Genomic DNA, 16,653 nt, shown 5'->3' with positions numbered 1-16,653 from the left:
GCTAACCGGTCTCCTCCCGGAAGGCCGCCGCCTCCTCCAGGTCCAGGCGGCGCAGCAGGGTGCGCATCATCTCGTCGTCGATGCGGCGGGCGTCGCGCAGGAGGACGAAGACCTCGCGCTCGGCGTCGATCATCTCCCGCGCGAGCCGCCGGTAGGTGTCGTCGGCGGTCTCGCCGGTGAGCTCGTTGACGGCGCCGAGCCGCTCCCAGACGGCGTTGCGGCGCCGTTCCAGGACCGTGCGGAGCCGGTCGGCGAGGGGCTGCGGCAGGGCGTTGCGCTCGTCGGCGAGGAGCGCGTCGAGCCGCTCCTCGGCGGCCCTGGACGCCTCGCTCTGGGCCTGCGCCTCGGCCAGGGTCTCCTGGTAGCGGTCGCGTCCGGGCAGCTTCAGGGCCCTGATGAGCGGGGGCAGGGTGAGGCCCTGCACGACGAGGGTGCCGATCACGGTGGTGAAGGTGAGGAAGAGGACCAGGTTGCGGGCCGGGAACGGCACCGTGTCGGTGACGACGGGGATGGAGAAGGCGATGGCGAGCGAGACGACCCCCCGCATGCCGGCCCAGCCGACGACCAGCGGGGCCTTCCAGTCCACCCCGGGCTCGCGCTCCCTGACCCGTGCGGACAGCAGGCGGGGCAGGAAGGTGGCCGGGTAGACCCAGACGAAGCGGACGACCACCACGGCCACGAAGACGCCGGCCGCGTACCAGGCGGCCTCCCCCACCCCGTACCGGCCGAGTCCCTGGACGACGTACGGCAGCTGGAGGCCGATCAGGGCGAAGACGGCGGACTCCAGGACGAAGGCGACCATCTTCCACACCGCCTCCTCCTGGAGGCGGGTGGCGAAGTCGACCTGCCAGTTCTTGTGGCCGAGCGCGAGGCCGACCACGACGACGGCGAGCACGCCGGAGGCGTGGACCTCCTCGGCGGCGGCGTAGGCGATGAAGGGGATGAGGAGGGAGAGGGTGTTCTGGAGCAGGGCCTCGCGCAGCCGGAGCCGCAGCCAGTGGATGGGCAGCATCAGGAGCAGGCCGACGCCGATGCCGCCGAGCGCGGCGAGCGCGAACTCGCCGATGCCGCCCGACCAGCTGATGCCCTCGCCCACGGCGGCGGCGAGGGCGACCTTGTAGGCGGTGATGGCGGTGGCGTCGTTCACCAGGGACTCGCCCTGGAGGATCGTGGTGATCCGGTTCGGCAGACCGAGCCGGCGGGCGATGGCGGTGGCGGCGACCGCGTCCGGCGGGGCGACGACCGCGCCGAGGACGAGGGCGGCGGTCAGCGGCAGGTCGGGCACGAGGACGTACGCGAGCCAGCCCACCGCGACCGTCGCGAACAGCACGTAGCCGACGGAGAGCAGGGCCACGGGCCGGATGTTGGCGCGCAGGTCGAGGTACGAGGAGTCGAGGGCGGCCGTGTAGAGCAGCGGGGGCAGGATCAGCGGCAGCACGATGTGCGGGTCGAGGGTGTAGTCGGGCACCCCGGGCGCGTAGGAGGCGGCGAGGCCGGCGGCGACCAGGAGGAGGGGCGCCGGCACCGGTGTCCTGCGGGCGAGGCCCGCCACCGCGGCGCTCGCCGCGACCAGCGCCACCAGTTGCAGTGCGTCCATGCCCGGTCCCCGTCTTGTGCCCGTACGTCACTCCTGTCGCAACGTAACCTGGCCATCATGAGCGAGTGTCCGCACGTTGCCGAAATGCCGCACCCAGAACCCGCGCCGCTGCACGAGACCTGCCAGGAGTGCCTGGCCGACGGGACGCATCCGGTCCAGCTGCGGCTGTGTCTCAGCTGTGGGCACGTGGGCTGCTGCGACTCCTCGGCGGGGCGGCACGCGACGGCGCACTTCACCGCCACCGGACACCCGGTGATGCGGACCTTCGAGCCGAACGAGCGCTGGCGCTGGTGCTTCGTGGACGGTTCGATCGTCTGACGGCTGGGTACGTCACCCCTCCGCGGGTTCTCCGCGGCCGCCGGGGCGGGCCCTTCGGGGCAGGTCCTCAGGGGGGCGGTCCGTCCGGACCCCGGCGACACGGCGGGACGGATCGCGATAGCGTCTCGGCGGACTGCGCGAACCGACTGCGTACCGCCTGGTCCGGGGCCTTCCTCCCCGGACCCCGAAAGAGCTTGTGCCACCTTGGAGGTGAGGGTGTCCCAGATCGCAGGCGAGCCCGGGACCCAGGACTTCGTCGAAGTCCGGCTGCCCGCTGCGGGTGCCTACCTGTCCGTGTTGCGTACGGCCACGGCCGGTCTCGCGGCGCGTTTGGACTTCACCCTCGACGAGATCGAGGACCTGCGGATCGCCGTCGACGAGGCGTGCGCGATCCTGCTCCAGCAGGCGGTGCCGGGGTCGGTGCTGAGCTGCGTGTTCCGGCTGGTCGACGACTCGCTCGACGTCACGGTCTCGGCTCCGACCACGGACGGCCGGGCGCCCGAGCGGGACACCTTCGCGTGGACGGTGCTCTCGGCGCTGGCCGGGAAGGTGGAGTCGTCCGTGGCGGAGGACCGGACGGTCTCCATCAGCCTGTACAAACAGCGCGGCGCGGGGCCAGGCCCGGCGTGAGGAGCGGGGACGCGACGGCCGGCATCCCTGAGCAGCAGGCACGGCCGCATCCGGAGCCGGAGACCGGGGCGGTCCCGGCCGATGCCGGAGCCCGGACCGGGGCCGGGCCGGGAGCCCGGACCGGAGCCGGGACCGGGGTCGAGTCGGGAGCCCGGACCGGAGTCGAGGTCGCTACGGATCACGCGGAGCAGGCGGACCAGATGAGCGAGCACGAGCAGCACGAAGCGGTTCCCGCGGCACCGGGGGGCAGAGCCGCCCACGCCGGGCGGGACGCCCCCGCGGTGGCTGCCGGGACGGCCGGGAGCCAGGGCGGCCACGGGGCCGCAGGGTCCCACGAGGCCGAGGCCGGCCGTGAGAACGGTGGGTCCCCCGGGGCCGAGGAGGCCCACGGGCCCGCCGAGTACCCCGTGGTGCCCGACCCGCACGACCGCAGCGGGGCGCGGGCGCTCTTCGTCGAGCTGCGGGGTCTTCCGGAGGGTTCGCCGGAGAAGGCGGCGCTGCGCGACCGGCTGGTGCGGATGCACCTGCCGCTGGTGGAGCACCTGGCCCGGCGCTTCCGCAACCGGGGCGAGCCGCTGGACGACCTGACGCAGGTGGCGACGATCGGCCTGATCAAGTCGGTGGACCGGTTCGATCCGGACCGCGGGGTGGAGTTCTCCACGTACGCGACCCCGACCGTGGTCGGCGAGATCAAGCGCCACTTCCGTGACAAGGGCTGGGCGGTACGGGTGCCCCGGCGGCTCCAGGAGCTGCGGCTGTCCCTGACCACGGCGACGGCGGAGCTGTCACAGCAGCACGGGCGCTCGCCGACGGTGCACGAGCTGGCGGAGCGGCTCGGGATCTCCGAGGAGGAGGTCCTGGAGGGCCTGGAGTCGGCGAACGCCTACTCGACGCTCTCCCTGGACGTGCCGGACACGGACGACGAGTCGCCCGCGGTCGCGGACACGCTGGGCGCGGAGGACGAGGCGCTGGAGGGGGTCGAGTACCGGGAGTCGCTCAAGCCGCTCCTGGAGGACCTGCCGCCGCGCGAGAAGCGGATCCTGCTGCTGCGTTTCTTCGGGAACATGACCCAGTCGCAGATCGCGCAGGAGGTCGGCATCTCGCAGATGCACGTCTCCCGTCTGCTCGCGCGGACGCTGGCGCAGCTCCGGGAGAAGCTGCTCGTCGAGGAGTAGGCCCCGGGCCGGGGTGGGTTACGCGGGGTCCTGGCCGGGGCGCTCGATGGCGAGCGCCCCGTTACGCGGGGTCCTGGCCGGGGCGCTCGATGGCGAGCGCCCCGTTACGCGGGGTCCTGGCCGGGGCGCTTGATGCCGAGCGCCTCGGTCGTGGACGGGCTGACCAGCAGGACCAGGCCGGTCACGGCGAGGACCGCGAGGGCGATGCCGGCCGGGATCATGACGCTGTTCGCCTGGAGCAGCTGCCAGGCCACGGGCAGGGCGAGGATCTGGGTGATCACCGCGGGGCCGCGGCTCCAGGAGCGGCGCAGCCACAGGCCGCGGGCCGCGGCGAGCGGGATCAGCCCGAGGGCGACCAGGGTGGCTCCGCCCATGAGGCCCGAGGTGAGGTCGTCGGGCCGGTCGGCGAGAACGGCCACCAGCATGTAGAGGCCGCCGGCCAGAAGGGCGAGGCCCTCGACGCCGGCCACCGCGGCGGCGGCCGTGAGGCGCCCGGGACGGGGGGTCTGCTCCGTACTGCTCATGCAGGCAGGGTAGCCGGGGGCGCGGACGAAGGGGCGGGCCGGCCTTGCGGGCGGGTGACGGACGGGGGCGGCCGGCGCCGTGCGGGCCGCGCACGGGCGGCGGGGCCCGGGTCTTCCGGACGGCGGCCGCGGGTGGGCCGGACCTTCCGGGCCGCGCACGGAAGGCGGGTGGCCCGGGTCTTCCGGCCGGCGGGCCGCGGGTGGGCCGGACCTTCCGGGCCGCGCACGGAAGGCGGGTGGCCCGGGTCTTCCGGACGGCGGCCGCGGGTGGGCCGGACCTTCCGGGCCGCGCACGGAAGGCGGGTGGCCCGGGTCTTCCGGACGGCGGCCGCGGGTGGGCTGGAGCTTCCGGGCCGCGCACGGGCGGCGGGGCCCGGGGCGGAGGGGCGGCCGGGACTGGGCCCGGTACCGCCGGGTAGGTACGCTGGCGACCATGCGCGCGCTTCTCGTGGTCAACCCGGCAGCCACCACCACCAGTGCCCGCACCCGGGACGTGCTCATCCACGCGCTCGCCAGCGAGATGAAGCTGGAGGCGGTGACGACCGAGTACCGGGGTCACGCCCGTGACCTGGGGCGACGGGCCGCCGAGGCGGACGACGTCGACCTGGTGGTGGCGCTCGGCGGGGACGGCACGGTCAACGAGGTGGTCAACGGGCTGCTGCACGCGGGGCCCGATCCGGACCGGCTGCCGGGGCTCGCGGTGGTGCCGGGCGGCTCGACCAATGTGTTCGCGCGGGCGCTCGGCCTGCCGAACGACGCGGTGGAGGCGACGGGCGCGCTCCTCGACGCGCTGCGTGAGCGGCGCGCACGGACGGTGAGCCTCGGGCTCGCGTCCGGGACGCCGGGCACGGAGGACGAGGCGGTGCCGGAGCGCTGGTTCACGTTCTGTGCCGGATTCGGGTTCGACGCGAGTGTGATCGGACGGGTCGAACAGCAGCGGGAGCGGGGCAAGCGTTCGACGCACGCGCTCTATCTGCGCCAGGTGGTGCGCCAGTTCCTGGGCGAGCAGAACCGGCGGCGCGGGACGATCACCCTGGAGCGGCCGGGTGAGGATCCTGTGGAGGATCTGGTCCTCTCCATAATCTGCAACACCTCTCCCTGGACCTACCTGGGGAATCGTCCGGTGTACGCGTCGCCGGAGGCGTCCTTCGAGACGGCCCTCGACGTGCTCGGACTGAGCCGGCTCTCGGCTCCCGCGGTGGCCCGGTACGCCACCCAGCTGCTGACCTCGACGCCCGAACGCGGCCCGCACGGCAAGCACGCCCTGACCCTGCACGATCTGACCGACTTCACCTTGCATTCGAAGGTCCCGCTCCCCCTCCAGATGGACGGAGACCACCTGGGACTGCGAACGAGCGTGACGTTCACAGGCGTACGCCGTGCACTGCGTGTGATTGTGTGACCAGAAGGACCGAAAGTCCTTCCACTCGAACGTTTAGGCTGCCATCCACCCCCCAGAAGTACGGCTGTGACCGAGCCGACACCGAGGAATCAAAAAAAACTTTCCAGAAGGGGTTGTATCCGCTGCTGGGGTTTGGGAGTCTCTTCTTGGCGATCGGGACGGCCCGCAAGACCGGCCTCCACTGAGAGCCAGAACCCCACCCCAGTGACAAGGACCACGCCAGTTCACCTGGTAGTCGGCCCTTCCCCTGCGGGGGGATTCGTGAAAGCGTTCACATTCACAAGCAACTTGCACGTAACACCTGAGAGAGGTAGCAGCCATGGACTGGCGTCACAACGCCGTTTGTCGTGAGGAAGACCCCGAGCTGTTCTTCCCCATCGGCAACACCGGTCCTGCGCTGCTGCAGATCGAGGAAGCCAAGGCCGTCTGCCGCCGCTGCCCCGTCATGGAGCAGTGCCTGCAGTGGGCGCTCGAGTCCGGCCAGGACTCCGGCGTCTGGGGTGGCCTCAGCGAGGATGAGCGCCGCGCGATGAAGCGCCGCGCCGCCCGCAACCGGGCGCGCAACGCCAGCGCCTGAGCCACCTGCACAGCCTGAGGCAAGCGGCGCGTACATCGTGTACGCAATCACCGCCCCCGAGCCGCAGCTCGCGCAGTAACCCACAGCATTCGAGCCCCGGACCGATTCACTTCGGTCCGGGGCTCGCTGCTGTTCGGTGGGGGGCTCGCTGTTGTTCGATCCCGGGGCTCGCTGCTGTTCGGTGGGGGCTCGCTGCTGTGAAGCGGTGAACCGCCCTTACTTCTGCGGGTGCACGGGGATGTCGAGGACGACCCGGCAGCCGCGCTCGGTGCCCGGCTGCATGTCGAAGCTGCCGCCGAGCTCGCCCTCGACGAGGGTCCGCACGATCTGGAGGCCCAGGTTGCCGGCGCGCTGCGGGTCGAAGCCCTCGGGCAGTCCGCGGCCGTCGTCCTTGACGGTGATCAGCAGCCGGGCGTCGGCGCGGGGTTCGCCGCGGACGGCGGTGACCTCGACCGTGCCCTGCTCGCCCGGCGCGAAGGCGTGCTCCAGCGCGTTCTGCAGGACCTCGGTGAGGACCATGGAGAGCGGGGTGGCGACCTCGGCGTCGAGGATGCCGAAGCGGCCGTTGCGCCGGCAGGTCACCTTGCCCGGTGAGATCTCCGCCACCATGGCGATCACGCGGTCGGCGATCTCGTCGAACTCGACCCGCTCGTCCAGGTTCTGCGAAAGCGTCTCGTGGACGATCGCGATCGAACCCACGCGCCGCACGGCCTCGTTGAGGGCCTCGCGGCCCCGGTCGGAGTCCATCCGGCGGGCCTGCAGCCGGAGCAGGGCGGCGACCGTCTGGAGGTTGTTCTTCACCCGGTGGTGGATCTCCCGGATGGTGGCGTCCTTGGTGATCAACTCGCGCTCGCGGCGGCGCAGTTCGGTGACGTCACGGAGCAGGACGAGCGAACCGATGCGGATGCCCTTGGGCTTGAGCGGGATCGCGCGGAGCTGGATCACACCGCCGTTGCCCTCGACCTCGAACTCGCGCGGGGCGTAGCCGGAGGCCATCTTGGCCAGGGCCTCGTCCACCGGGCCGCGGGAGGGGGCGAGTTCGGCGGTGATCTGGCCGAGGTCCTGGCCGACCAGGTCGGCGGCGAGGCCGAGCCGGTGGTAGGCGGAGAGCGCGTTGGGCGAGGCGTACTGGACGACGCCGTCGGCGTCGAGCCGGATGAGTCCGTCACCGGCCCGCGGCGAGGAGTCCATGTCCACCTGCTCCCCGGGGAAGGGGAAGGAGCCGGCGGCGATCATCTGGGCCAGGTCGGAGGCGGACTGGAGGTAGGTGAGCTCCAGGCGGGACGGGGTCCGCACGGTGAGCAGGTTGGTGTTGCGGGCGATGACGCCGAGGACGCGGCCCTCGCGGCGTACGGGGATGGACTCGACCCGGACCGGGACCTCCTCGCGCCACTCGGGGTCGCCCTCGCGGACGATCCGTCCCTCGTCGAGGGCGACGTCGAGGAGCGGGCGGCGGCCGCGCGGGACGAGGTGGCCGACCATGTCGTCCTGGTAGGAGGTGGGCCCGGTGTTGGGGCGCATCTGGGCGACCGAGACGTAGCGGGTGCCGTCCAGGGTGGGCACCCACAGGACGAGGTCGGCGAAGGAGAGGTCGGAGAGCAGCTGCCACTCCGACACCAGCATGTGGAGCCAGTCGAGGTCGGACTCGCTCAGGGCGGTGTGCTGGCGTACGAGGTCGTTCATGGAGGGCACGTGTGCGAGCGTACCCGCGGAATTAACGGGCGGTGAACCTGGATCTCGGGGCCTGTGTGTTGGAGGATGGGCCCGGTACGACCGCTGTCGCATGGATGGACAGACAAGAATGGTCTAGTCCACAATGCATTCCATAGAACCTCCATCCTCCCCGCACAGGAGGGTGGAACGAGGTACCCGGCGCTCTCTGCCCTGACTGCGCCGAGACCTCCCCTACGGCCGAGGGACCGCACACCCCCGGCCGGGCAAGCTCCGGGCTGCGGTGCCGGACGGGTTGAGGGTCCCGTCGGGCGCCGCGGCCCGCGGGTTTTTCCGGGGCGGGTGCCACGGGGGCCGGTCAGACCCCGTTCCGCGGCGCGGGCCAGGCCCGCATCGCCGCCTCGGCCAGGGCCGCCAGCTGCTCCTTCGTCGCTCCGTCGCGGGCCTGCTGGGACATGCCCTGGAGGACGGCGCCGCTGAAGCGGGCGAGGGCTCCGGGGTCGGTGCCGGCGGGGAGCTCGCCCGACTCGACGTCCCGGCGGATGCGCTCCTCGAAGAACGCCAGGTTGGCGTTGCGGCGGGTCCGCAGGGCCTCCTCGACCTCGGGGGTCGAGCAGTTGATCGCGGCGGAGATCATCAGGCAGCCGCGGGGGTGGGCCGGGTCGGTGTACTCCACCGCGGCCTCGCGGAGCATCCGGCCGACGGCCGCGCGGGCGGTCGGCTCCTCGGCGAAGGCGCGCCCGCCGAAGGCGCCGTACGACTGCGCGTAGGCCTCGACGACCTCCTCGAACAGCGTCTTCTTGTCGCCGAAGGCCGCGTAGAGGCTCGGTGCGCTGATGCCCATGACGCGGGTCAGGTCGGAGACGGAGGTGGTCTCGTACCCGTGCTCCCAGAAGGCCATCGTCGCCTGCTCCAGGGCCGTCGGGCGGTCGAAGGAGCGGGGGCGGCCGCGCTGTTTGGTGGTCATGGGGAAATTCTATAGCGGTCACTACGGAAGATGGGGTACGGTTCTTTTCGTAACGACCGCTACAGAAGCGAGGGGGGCGTCGTCATGAGCGCGCTCAGGGGGAAGACGGCACTGGTCACGGGCGGCAGCCGGGGCATCGGGCGGGGGATCGCCGAGCGTCTGGGGCGCGACGGCGCCCGGGTCGCCGTGCACTACGGGACGAACGAGGCGGCGGCGAAGGAGACGGTCGCCGCGATCGAGGCGGCGGGCGGCGAGGCCTTCGCGCTCGGGCAGGAGCTGGGAGTGCCGGGAGACGCACAGGCGCTGTGGGCGGCCTTCGACGCCCATGCGGACGGCCTGGACATCCTGGTGAACAACGCGGGGATCGGAGCCACGGCGCCCTTCGCCACGATCAGCGAGGAGGAGTACGAGCGGATCTTCGCGGTCAACACCAAGGCGCCGTTCTTCCTGGCCCAGCTGGGCGCGGAGCGGCTGCGCGACGGGGGCCGGATCGTGAACGTGTCGACCGGCCTCACGCACGCGGCGGCGATGCCGGACCTCATCGCGTACGCGATGTCGAAGAGCGCGCTCGACGTGTTCACGCGCTATCTGTCGAAGGTGCTGGGCCCGCGCGGGATCACGGTGAACGCGGTGGCGCCGGGCATCGTGGACACGGACATCAACGCGGACTGGCTGCGGGGGAACGAGGAGGCGTGGGCCGGGGCGGCGGCGATGTCGGCCCTCGGCAAGGTCGGCACCCCGGAGGACATAGCCGACGTGGTGACCTTCCTCGCCTCCCACGACGGGCGCTGGGTGACGGGGCAGTGGATCGACGCGACGGGCGGTTCGCTGGACTGACGGGAGACAGGCGCCGGGGGTTCGAGTGGCTGGTGGGGCGGGTGCGGCCGACGATGGGAGGGAGCCGTCCCGCGGGCCGGAAGGGCATGGGCGGACGGCCCGCGCTCTGCTAGATTTGAGCTCGATTGGTCTATACCACCAGGCTCCTTTCCAGCCCCTCACCAGATCGGCAGGCTCAGCGTGGAAGTTGTCATCGTCAAGGACGCCAAGGCGGGCGGCGAGCTCATCGCGGACGGCATCGCCGACCTCCTGCGCCGCAAGCCGGACGCGCTGCTCGGCGTGGCCACCGGATCGACCCCGCTGCCCATCTACGACGCCCTGATCGCCCGGGTCCGGGCCGGCTCCGTGGATGCCTCCCGGGCCCGCATCGCCCAGCTCGACGAGTACGTGGGCCTGCCCGCCGGGCACCCCGAGTCGTACCGCTCCACGGTGCTGCGCCAGGTCGTCGAGCCGCTCGGGCTCTCCCAGGACGCCTTCATGGGCCCCGACGGCTCGGCCGAGGACGTCCAGGCGGCCTGCGAGGCGTACGACAGGGCGCTGGCCGAGGCGGGCGGGGTCGACCTCCAGATCCTCGGCATCGGCACCGACGGCCACATCGGCTTCAACGAGCCCTGCTCCTCGCTCGCCTCCCGCACCCGGATCAAGACGCTCACCGAGCAGACCCGGGTCGACAACGCCCGCTTCTTCGACGACGACATCGACCAGGTGCCGCACCACGTCATCACCCAGGGCATCGGCACCATCCTGGAGGCCCGTCACCTGGTGCTGCTCGCCACCGGTGAGGGCAAGGCCGAGGCCGTGGCGCAGACCGTCGAGGGCCCGGTCGCCGCGCTCGTGCCGGCCTCCGCGCTCCAGCTGCACCCGCACGCGACCGTGGTCGTCGACGAGGCCGCCGCCTCCAAGCTGAAGCTCGCCGACTACTTCCGCCACACCTTCGCGAACAAGCCCTCGTGGCAGGGCATCTGAGACCCCTCGCGCTTCGGGCACACGTGAGGGGCCCGGCACCTGGACCGGGTGCCGGGCCCCTCTCGCGTACCGCGCGGGCTCAGCGGCCCGCGATGACCTCCGCCGCGGCCTGGCCGCAGACGCGGGCGGCGCCGTGGGTGGCGAGGTGCAGGGCACCGCGGGGCACCGACTCGTTCAGGCCCATCTCGACCACCACGGTGTCCGGGCGGGCCGCGAGGAGGGCGTCCAGGGCATCGGACATCCACGGGTGCCGGTGGGCGTCCCGGACGACCGCGACCACGCGCCGTTCACCGGCGGCGGCCAGTACGGCGTCCACGGACGCGTCCGCCCCGTAGGAGCCGGTCGCGGTGCCCGGGAGCAGCCGCTCCAGCTCGGCGGCGATGCCCCACGGCGTCTCGTCGCCGACCGCGAAGTTGGCGACGGGGGTGAAGGAGGCCACGTAGGGAGCGCTGGTCATCGGGGTGTACGGCCGCTCCCCCGGGGTCACGACCAGGGCCCGGCGGGCCGCGACGAGACCGACCTCGGTGCCGGGCGCGGTCCCCTCCTGTGACGCCGCGCCCGGCCCCGATGCAGCCCCCCTGGCCCGGTGCGCCTGGGTCCAGGCCGCCAGGGCGCGGACCCGCGCCGCGGCGTCGGCCAGCCGCTCCTCGGGCAGTTCACCGGTCCGTACGGCGGTCACCAGCGCGTCGCGCAGTCGCAGTACGGTGTCCTCGTCGGCCAGCCCGCCGCCGACGCAGATGGCGTCGGCGCCCGCGGCGATCGCGAGGACGGATCCGCGCTCGATGCCGTACGTCGACGCGATGGCCTGCATCTCCATCCCGTCGGTGACGATCAGCCCCTCGAAGCCCAGCTCCCGGCGCAGCAGACCGGTGAGGATCCGCGGGCTGAGGGTGGCCGGACGTTCGGGGTCGAGCGCGGAGAGCAGGATATGCGCGCTCATGACGGCTTTGGAACCCGCGGCGATCGCGGCGCGGAAAGGTGCCAGCTCACGGGCGTGCAGTGTGGCGAGGTCCACATCGATCCGGGGCAGCGCGTGGTGCGAGTCGACGTTGGTGTCGCCGTGCCCGGGGAAGTGCTTGGTGCAGGCGGCGACGCCGACGGCCTGGAGCCCGTCGACGTAGGCCACGGTGTGCCGGGCCACCAGCTCGGGGTCGGCGCCGAAGGAGCGGACCCCGATGACCGGGTTGTCGGGGTTGGAGTTGACGTCGGCGGAGGGCGCCCAGTTGAGGTCGACCCCGCACGCGGCGAGCCGGCGGCCGAGCTCGCGGGCGACGGCCCGGGTGAGCTCGACGTCGTCGACGCTGCCGAGGGCGTAGTTGCCGGGGAAGGAGGAGCCCTCCTTGACCTCCAGGCGGGTGACGTCGCCGCCCTCCTCGTCGATCGCGACGAGGACGTCGCCGCGTTCGGCGCGCAGCCGCGCGGTGAGGGCGGCCAGCTGCTCGGGGGCGACGATGTTCCGGCCGAAGAGGCCGACCGAGGACAGGCCCTCGCCGATCCGGCGGAGCAGCCAGTCGGGGGCGGTGGTGCCGACGAAGCCCGGCTGGAGGACGGTGAGCGCGTCCCGGGTCAGGGTGTCCGAGCCGGTGGTGAGTGTGGTCATGGGGCGGTCGTCATCCCTTCACGGCGCCGGCCGTCAGACCAGCGGCCATCTTGCGCTGGACGAGGAGGAAGAGGATCACGATGGGGACGGCCATCATGGTCGAGCCGGCCATCATCGGGGCGTACTCGGTGCCGTTCTTGGTGATGAAGTTCGACAGCCAGACGGTGGCCGTCTGGTTCTGCTGGCTCATGAGCATCAGGGCGTACAGGTACTCGTTCCAGGCCTGGATGAAGCCGTAGACCGAGGTGGCGACCATGCCCGGGGCGAGCAGCGGGAAGACGACGCGGATGAAGGCGCCGGTGGGGGTGCAGCCGTCGACCTGGGCGGCCTCCTCCAGCTCCTTGGGGATGTTGACGATGAAGCCGCGCAGCGTCCACACCGTGAAGGGCAGGATGAAGGTCAGGTAGGTGATGATCAGGCCGCTGAGCTTGTCGTACTGACCGAGGTCGTTGAGCAGCAGGAAGACCGGGATGATCATGGCGACGAGCGGCACCATCTGGACGGCGAGGATGCCGACGATGACGATCTTGCGGCCGCGGAAGGCGAAGCGGGAGATCGCGAGGGCGGCGAGCAGGCCGACGACGATGCCGATGACGACCACGACGGCCGAGACGACGAGGCTGCGGGTGACCGGTCCCCAGAAGTCCGCGATGTCCAGGGCGCGCGCGAAGTTCTCGAGCGTGAAGGTGGACGGGAAGAAGTGCGGGTTCGGGTCGATGGCGTCCTTGGCCGGCTTGAAGGCCGTGTTGAGCATCCAGTAGACCGGGAAGCCGGCGGTGAGGACGACGAGGAGGCCGAGGAGGTTCCAGCCGAGCCTGGAGTTGCGCGGCTTGCGCGGCGTGCGCGGGCGAGAGGTGACGGCGCTCACTCGACATCTCCGATCTTGAGCATCTGGCGCATGTAGACCGCGACGACGCCGAGCAGCAGCAGGACCGTGACGAGCGCGATCGCGGAGCCGGTGCCGTAGTCGTTGACGACGAACGCCTTGTCGAAGGAGTACGTGGTGAGCAGCTGGAACTCGGCCTCGGGGTGGCCGTTGCGCATCACGTAGACCTGCGGGAAGACGCCCATGTCCCAGATCACCGAGAGCGTCGTCAGCATGACGATGATCGGCTTGAGGATGGGCAGTGTGACGTAGCGGAAGACGCCCCAGGCTCCGGCGCCGTCGAGGCGGGCGGCCTCTTCGAGTTCCTTGGGCACCTGGGTGAGGCCGGCGCTCAGGGTGATCACCACGAAGGGCACGGCGCCCCAGACCACCAGGAGCATGATGACGGCCAGGCCCTGGGGGCCGCTGGCGAACCAGTTGTGGCCGATCATGTCGACGCCGGGGAGGCGGCTGAGCAGCCAGTTGAGCACGCCGTAGTCGGCGTCGAAGATCCACTTGAAGATGGCGGTGGCGACGATGATGGGCATGCCCCAGCTCGCCACGAGCACGATGCTGATCAGCACCTTGACCCAGGGCGAGACGCGCTGGAGGAGCAGGGCGATCGCCATGCCGAGGACCATGGTGACGATCACGGCGCCGGCCGCGAAGATCACGGTCCGCAGGACGACGGTCCAGAACTCGCCGTCGCCGAGGATCTTGGTGAAGTTCTCCAGGCCGGCGGACTCGGGCTCCTTGAAGCCCCACAGCTGCGGCTGGCCGAACCTCTGGAAGGAGAGGGTGACCAGGCGTACGAACGGATAGCCGAGCACCAGCAGGAGCACGAGCAGGCATGGCGCGAGGAGCAGCCATGGGACCCCGGCCCCGCCCCCGGACTTCCGGGCCCGTGGCGCGGGCGTGCCGGCCGGCGAGCCGGACGGTGGCGATTGCCGCACCGGCGGCACCTTCGCGGTGGTTGTGTCTGCGGCACTCATCCCGTGCTCCTCAGCGATCCCTCTCGTGGTACGGGCCGCGGGGCCCCGTCACGGCGACGGGGCCCCGCGCGTCAGGTCACTTGGTGTTGATGACCTTGTCGATGGCGGCGTCGGCGTCCTTGGCCGCCTGCTCGACCGACTTCTTGCCGTTGGCGATCTCGATGAGCATCGTCTTGAGGATCTGGGCCTTCTCGACCTGACCCCAGCCGGGGGCGGTCGGGACGAACCAGCTGGACTCGGCCGCGGTCGCCGGGACGGCGGTGGCCGGGTCGTTCTTCAGCGGGGCGAGGTCCGCCTTGTTGTTGGGCAGGTTGCCCTTGGCGACGAGGCCCTTCTGGCCCTCGGCGCCGGTGAAGGCGGCGATCCACTCGGCCGCGACGTCCTGCGCCTTGGACTTGACCGGGATGGCCAGGTCGGAGCCGCCGAGGAAGACGGGGAGGTTCTTGCCGGACGGGCCGGGCATGACGAAGTTCTCGAGCTTGTCCTTCAGCCCGCCGACCTTGTCGGTCTTCGGGTCCGCGGCGGTGGCGCCCTCCCAGCCGGCGGCGAACATCGTGGCGGAGTTGCCCTGGCCGAAGACGACGGGACGGTCGGACTCGTCCTTCGTCTTGTCGCCGTGCATGTACTTGTCGAGGATGTTCTTGTACGCGGTGAGGCCCTTGAGGGACTCCGGCGAGGAGAGGTTGGCCTTCCAGGTCTCGCCGTCCTGCTTGGCGATCGAGCCGCCCGCGTCGAAGACGAAGGACATCGCCGCGTACCAGTCCGGCGACGGCTGGTACCAGGCGCTGAACTTGTCGCCCTTCTTCTTCTGGATGGCGTCGAGCGCGGCGGTCAGCTCGGCCCAGGTCTTCGGGGTGGCCTTGACGCCCGCCTCGGCGGCGATGTCCTTGCGCCAGGTGCCCACGCGGCCGCCGGCGTAGTAGGGGACGCCGTAGGTCTTGCCGTTGTAGGTGACCGAGTCCTTGAGGGCGTCCAGCCACTTGTCGGAGTTCTCGAACTTCGACGGGTCGACCTCGGCGAAGGCGCCCTTGGCCATGTAGCTGATCATCTCGGAGTTGCCCATCTCGACAACGTCCGGGGCCTTGTCGGTCGCGAGCACCGCGTCGAGCTTGGTGTTCTTGTCCGGCCAGCCGTAGTACTCGTGCTTGATCTTGATGCCCGGGTGCTTCTTGGCCACCGCGTCGTCGGCCGCCTTGACCAGCTCCGGCCAGTTGTTCTGGGCGTCGACCGTCAGCCAGACGGTGAGCTCCTTGGCACCGCCGCCGGCCTTGTCGCCGCCCTTGTCCGAGCCCCCGCACGCCGCGATCGAAACCATCATGCCCGCGACGCCGATCGCCGCGATGAGCTTGCGCTTCACGCCACCCTCCTCAGGGATGCCTGCTCCCCCTGCCCACCGCGCGAAGACATACGTCGAGTAGTGCTGCGGGGCTGGGACCTGGTCTTTAGTGGTTTAGACCAGTACCCGGAGCTTGGCCTAGACCTTTAGGGGTGTCAAGGGTGTATAAGAAGGGCAGTCGGGTCCGTTATCGGACCGACACCTGAGGGAGGGCGACGACCCGTGACCGGTCCGTGCCACCATGTGAGCCGCGACAGACGGAGGAGCCGGTGACGGCAACAGCACAGGAGTCGGGAAGGCAGGCCATGGCCACGGACGCGGGCAGCACGGAGACAGAGGGCGGCGCAGCCACCCGTACCGCGCGCGTGCCCAAGTACTACCGACTGAAGCGGCACTTGCTCGACATGACGGAGACCCTGCCGCCCGGCACCCCGGTCCCGCCCGAGCGCACCCTCGCCGCGGAGTTCGACACCTCGCGCACCACCGTGCGCCAGGCGCTGCAGGAACTGGTCGTCGAGGGCCGCCTGGAGCGGATCCAGGGCAAGGGCACCTTCGTGGCCAAGCCCAAGGTCTCCCAGGCCCTCCAGCTCACCTCGTACACCGAGGACATGCGGGCGCAGGGCCTGGAGCCCACCTCGCAGCTGCTCGACATCGGTTACGTCACCGCCGACGACACCCTCGCCGGGCTGCTCGACATCTCCCCCGGCGGACGGGTGCTGCGCATCGAGCGGCTGCGCCTGGCCAGCGGCGAGCCGATGGCCATCGAGACCACCCACCTGTCCGCCAAGCGCTTCCCCGCGCTGCGGCGTTCGCTGGTGAAGTACACCTCGCTCTACACCGCACTCGCCGAGGTGTACGACGTCCATCTCGCGGAGGCCGAGGAGACCATCGAGACCTCGCTCGCCACCCCGCGCGAGGCCGGCCTGCTCGGCACGGACGTGGGCCTGCCGATGCTGATGCTCTCCCGGCACTCGCTCGACGCCCAGGGCGAGCCGGTGGAATGGGTGCGCTCGGTGTACCGCGGCGACCGCTACAAGTTCGTGGCCCGCCTCCAGCGCCCCAACGGCTGAGGTAGCGGGCCCGCCCTCGCGGCTGAGGTAGCGGGCCCGCCCCGGGGCTGACATCGCGGGCCCCCTCGCGGCTGACATCGCGGGCCCGCCTCCTCGGCCGAGGTCACGGGCCGCGGCCCGCACCCC

The 16,653-nt window shown here is 71.6% G+C and carries 16 protein-coding genes; 8 read left to right on the top strand and 8 right to left on the bottom strand.

The features are described from left to right. Nucleotide 1: 1 nt before the first annotated feature. A complete protein-coding gene (locus tag ABTZ91_RS07095) occupies nt 2–1,597 on the bottom strand; it encodes a Na+/H+ antiporter (RefSeq protein ID WP_352076117.1) in 1,596 nt (531 codons plus the stop codon). A gap of 57 nt (nt 1,598–1,654) precedes the next feature. Between ABTZ91_RS07095 and ABTZ91_RS07090 the strand changes: the two genes are divergently transcribed. The 3 genes from ABTZ91_RS07090 (at nt 1,655) to ABTZ91_RS07080 (ending at nt 3,720) form a co-directional block, all read left to right on the top strand. Beyond that, entirely contained in the window at nt 1,655–1,915 is a 261-nt protein-coding gene (locus tag ABTZ91_RS07090) for a UBP-type zinc finger domain-containing protein (protein ID WP_352076116.1), read from the top strand. 216 nt (nt 1,916–2,131) lie between these two features. Continuing rightward, complete coding sequence (locus ABTZ91_RS07085) at nt 2,132–2,545, top strand: anti-sigma regulatory factor (RefSeq protein WP_015036094.1); 414 nt, start codon at nt 2,132–2,134, stop codon at nt 2,543–2,545. Then, complete coding sequence (locus ABTZ91_RS07080; protein ID WP_352076115.1) at nt 2,542–3,720, top strand: SigB/SigF/SigG family RNA polymerase sigma factor; 1,179 nt, start codon at nt 2,542–2,544, stop codon at nt 3,718–3,720. Before ABTZ91_RS07085 ends, ABTZ91_RS07080 begins: the two co-directional genes overlap by 4 nt. 104 nt (nt 3,721–3,824) lie before the next feature. Here the strand turns inward: ABTZ91_RS07080 and ABTZ91_RS07075 are convergent, their stop codons facing one another. Further along, a complete protein-coding gene (locus ABTZ91_RS07075) occupies nt 3,825–4,244 on the bottom strand; it encodes a hypothetical protein (protein ID WP_352076114.1) in 420 nt (139 codons plus the stop codon). 433 nt (nt 4,245–4,677) lie between these two features. Here ABTZ91_RS07075 and ABTZ91_RS07070 point away from each other — a divergent pair, with 433 nt between their 5' ends. After that, nucleotides 4,678–5,646 carry a diacylglycerol kinase family protein gene (locus ABTZ91_RS07070; RefSeq protein WP_352076113.1) on the top strand — a complete coding sequence of 323 codons (969 nt, stop codon included), beginning with the start codon at nt 4,678–4,680 and terminating at the stop codon, nt 5,644–5,646. Between the two features lie 319 nt (nt 5,647–5,965). After that, complete coding sequence (locus tag ABTZ91_RS07065) at nt 5,966–6,223, top strand: WhiB family transcriptional regulator (protein ID WP_003953983.1); 258 nt, start codon at nt 5,966–5,968, stop codon at nt 6,221–6,223. Between the two features lie 216 nt (nt 6,224–6,439). On the opposite strand, the gene ABTZ91_RS07060 is transcribed toward ABTZ91_RS07065, so the two are convergent. Both ABTZ91_RS07060 and ABTZ91_RS07055 read right to left on the bottom strand, forming a co-directional pair. Continuing rightward, nucleotides 6,440–7,906 (bottom strand): PAS domain-containing sensor histidine kinase, encoded by a 1,467-nt coding sequence (locus tag ABTZ91_RS07060; RefSeq protein ID WP_352076387.1) that lies wholly within the window; start codon nt 7,904–7,906, stop codon nt 6,440–6,442. 346 nt (nt 7,907–8,252) lie between these two features. Beyond that, nucleotides 8,253–8,861, bottom strand: a complete 609-nt coding sequence (locus ABTZ91_RS07055) for a TetR/AcrR family transcriptional regulator (RefSeq protein WP_352076112.1) — start codon at nt 8,859–8,861, stop codon at nt 8,253–8,255. A gap of 84 nt (nt 8,862–8,945) precedes the next feature. On the opposite strand from ABTZ91_RS07055, the gene ABTZ91_RS07050 reads away from it, so the two are divergent. Next, a complete protein-coding gene (locus tag ABTZ91_RS07050) occupies nt 8,946–9,698 on the top strand; it encodes an SDR family oxidoreductase (RefSeq protein ID WP_352076111.1) in 753 nt (250 codons plus the stop codon). A gap of 180 nt (nt 9,699–9,878) precedes the next feature. Further along, nucleotides 9,879–10,664 carry a glucosamine-6-phosphate deaminase gene (nagB, locus tag ABTZ91_RS07045; RefSeq protein WP_352076110.1) on the top strand — a complete coding sequence of 262 codons (786 nt, stop codon included), beginning with the start codon at nt 9,879–9,881 and terminating at the stop codon, nt 10,662–10,664. A gap of 79 nt (nt 10,665–10,743) precedes the next feature. On the opposite strand, the gene ABTZ91_RS07040 is transcribed toward nagB, so the two are convergent. From ABTZ91_RS07040 to ABTZ91_RS07025, 4 genes are all read right to left on the bottom strand, one after another. After that, nucleotides 10,744–12,264 (bottom strand): glycoside hydrolase family 3 protein, encoded by a 1,521-nt coding sequence (locus ABTZ91_RS07040; protein ID WP_352076109.1) that lies wholly within the window; start codon nt 12,262–12,264, stop codon nt 10,744–10,746. A 10-nt stretch (nt 12,265–12,274) separates the two neighbouring features. Then, complete coding sequence (locus tag ABTZ91_RS07035) at nt 12,275–13,132, bottom strand: carbohydrate ABC transporter permease (protein WP_352076108.1); 858 nt, start codon at nt 13,130–13,132, stop codon at nt 12,275–12,277. Continuing rightward, on the bottom strand, nt 13,129–14,121 hold the full coding sequence (locus ABTZ91_RS07030; RefSeq protein WP_352076107.1) for a sugar ABC transporter permease: 993 nt from the start codon (nt 14,119–14,121) through the stop codon (nt 13,129–13,131). The genes ABTZ91_RS07035 and ABTZ91_RS07030 overlap by 4 nt, the downstream gene beginning before the upstream one ends. 76 nt (nt 14,122–14,197) lie before the next feature. Next, the gene (locus ABTZ91_RS07025; protein WP_352076106.1) at nt 14,198–15,478 is read right to left on the bottom strand and encodes an extracellular solute-binding protein; all 1,281 of its coding nucleotides are present in this window, start codon (nt 15,476–15,478) and stop codon (nt 14,198–14,200) included. Between the two features lie 284 nt (nt 15,479–15,762). Between ABTZ91_RS07025 and ABTZ91_RS07020 the strand changes: the two genes are divergently transcribed. Continuing rightward, complete coding sequence (locus ABTZ91_RS07020; protein ID WP_345492086.1) at nt 15,763–16,527, top strand: GntR family transcriptional regulator; 765 nt, start codon at nt 15,763–15,765, stop codon at nt 16,525–16,527. Nucleotides 16,528–16,653 lie beyond the last annotated feature (126 nt).

This window comes from Streptomyces sp. NPDC126499 (assembly GCF_040302485.1).
Lineage (GTDB): Bacteria > Actinomycetota > Actinomycetes > Streptomycetales > Streptomycetaceae > Streptomyces.
This window is presented reverse-complemented; position numbering and strand designations above follow the sequence as displayed.